The organism is Marinobacter sp. ST-43, from assembly GCF_030541085.1.
Classification (GTDB): domain Bacteria; phylum Pseudomonadota; class Gammaproteobacteria; order Pseudomonadales; family Oleiphilaceae; genus Marinobacter; species Marinobacter nauticus.
In genome coordinates, this window is record NZ_JASSVO010000049.1 from 1 (window position 1) to 2,430 (window position 2,430).

A 2,430-nucleotide genomic window follows, 5' to 3' on the forward strand; every position below is an offset into this window, starting at 1 on the left:
TGTTAATGGCCAATTAAAATGACCCACTACTGGCCATTAGTTTTGACCCACCCCCGGGTGGCCGTCAGGCCACAGAACCAGCTACTGTCCCCGGCTTTTATCGATGGCCGGGGGCATGTCAGTGAAGGAGTGGGTTGTGATACACAAGATCAAGGCACTGCACGATAACGGCAAAGGGTTGTCGATCCGCGCCATCAGTCAGGAACTGGGGTTGTCCCGCAATACCGTTCGCAAGTATTTGCGGATGGATGAGAATGCGATTTCAGAACAGATAGAAGATTCCTCACGTACCAAACGTCTCGATGATCACCGGGATTACCTGATTCATCTGCTCAAAGAATTCCCCAAGCTCAGCGCCGTCAAGGTTGCCCGTAAGCTTCAGGCAAAGGTCGGGGACCTGCCGGCCTCAGATCGCTCCATTCGCCGCTACGTCCGGACGCTCAAGGAGGAAGTCGCCTCGGCACAGATTCGCTATTACGAGCCCATTTTGGACGACATGCCCGGCGTTCAGTGCCAGGTGGATCCCGGTGAATTGCGCGGCGTGCTGATTGGTGGCGAAGAGCGCACGCTGCACTTCGTGGTGTTCGTGCTGTCCTACTCGCGGTTGATGTACGTGGGTCTGGCCTTCCGCCCACTGGATACCCAGACCTTTATCCAACTCCATAACGAAGCCCTGCGTTACTTCGGTGGCCTGCCGGAGGAATGCGTCTACGATCAGACCAAGCTGGTGGTCATCAACGAACAGTACCGGGAGCTGACCCTCAACCAACGGTTCCACGAGTATGCCACCACGGCCGGGTTCCGGATCCATGCCTGCGAAGGTTATGACCCGGAGAGCAAGGGCAAGGTGGAAGCTGGCGTGAAGTACGTCAAGCAGGATTGCCTTTACGGTGAGGTCTTCCGGGATCAGGAGCACGTGCGCCAGCACGTGCAGGACTGGGTTGAGAGCGTAGCCAATGTCCGTATTCACGGGACCACCGGCGAACCACCCCGGGAACACTTCGAACGGGATGAGCGAGAACATCTGGAGGCCTACCTGTCACCAGCTTGCGTGCAGCCGGTGGCCCACGAGACACGTCGGGCCGACAAGACCGGCCTGATCGCCTGGAAGGCCAACAAGTACTCCGTGCCCATGGCCTGGCAACAGGCCCGGGTGGGCGTTCTGGAGTCCGGCGGCCAACTCCATATCAGCGACCTGAACACAGGCGACGTCATTGCCAGCCATACGCTGTGTTCCGATAAAGGCAAGGTGATCAAGAACACCCATCACTACCGCGATCATGCCGAGCGGGTGGCCACCCTTGAGAGCAAGATCAATGAGATGATCGGTAGCGAAGTCGGGCAACGGTTGTGCCAGCAACTCAAGCGTTCCGAGCCCAAGATCTACAAGGATCAGTTGGTGGCTACCCGTGACCTGCTCAAGCGCTATGCACCCGTGGATCCGGCATTGATCACGACGCTGGCAGAGCGTCGTGGCATGACCGCCACACGGCTGCAAAGCTACCTTGAAGCGGCCCAGGCCGCCGTTCTCCGGGAACGGCAGCCGGAACCTCTGCCAGAACCCAAGGAAGCACTGGACCTAAGTGCTTACCGCCGTGTTGGCCACTCCAGTGGCCAGGGGGTGACCCATGAGCCAGCTTGAACAGACCGTGTCCCGTTACCGCAGTCTGCGCCTGAGCGCGGCCGCCGACGAACTGACCAGCCTGCTGGCCGAGGCTGAAGCCAACGAGATGTCCTATCTCAGCTTCGCGGACCGGCTTGCCGAACACGAACTGATCCAGCGCCAGGACAAGCGTATCCGTCGAAACCGGAAGATGGCCGCGTTCCCCGTCGAGAAGCGCCTGGAGGGCTTTGACTACCGGCACCAGACCACCATCACCAAACGTCAGGTCAATGCCTTGCTGGACTTCCAGTTCCTCGACGAACGGAACAACCTGGTGTTCATTGGCCCGCCGGGTGTGGGCAAGACCCACCTGGCCATCGGGATCGGCCACAAAGCCGTGGAAGCTGGCTACCGGGTGTTGTTCCGCAATGCCCTGGATCTGGTGGAAGAACTGGAACTGGCCGAGATGAAGGGTGAGCTGAAAAAGCGGGTCAGCGCCTTGGCCAAATACGATCTACTGATCATTGATGAACTGGGTTACCTGCCCATGACTCGGCAGGCCCGCTATAACCTGTTCCAACTGATCAACAGCCTGTACGAATACCGGTCGATCATACTGACCACCAACAAGGACTTCACCAGCTGGGGCGAGTTCTTCCACGACGACAACGTGGCGGTGCCGATCATTGACCGGGTCATCCACCATTCACACATCTTTATGTTGGGAGGAGAAAGCTATCGACTGAAGCAGAAAGTTACAAGCTAGACTATAAAGGGTGGGTCAATTTTATTGGCCAAAGGTGGGTCAAAATAAATGGCCATTGACA

2 protein-coding genes are annotated in these 2,430 nt (G+C 57.9%); both read left to right on the forward strand.

Annotated elements, in window-relative coordinates; all coding sequences use genetic code 11:
* Positions 1-136: 136 nt before the first annotated feature.
* Positions 137-1,642 (forward strand): IS21 family transposase, encoded by a 1,506-nt coding sequence (gene istA, locus QPL98_RS19360; RefSeq protein WP_303293866.1) that lies wholly within the window; start codon positions 137-139, stop codon positions 1,640-1,642.
* On the forward strand, positions 1,629-2,369 hold the full coding sequence (gene istB, locus QPL98_RS19365) for an IS21-like element helper ATPase IstB (protein WP_023010646.1): 741 nt from the start codon (positions 1,629-1,631) through the stop codon (positions 2,367-2,369). Before istA ends, istB begins: the two co-directional genes overlap by 14 nt.
* The last annotated feature ends 61 nt before the right edge of the window (positions 2,370-2,430 follow it).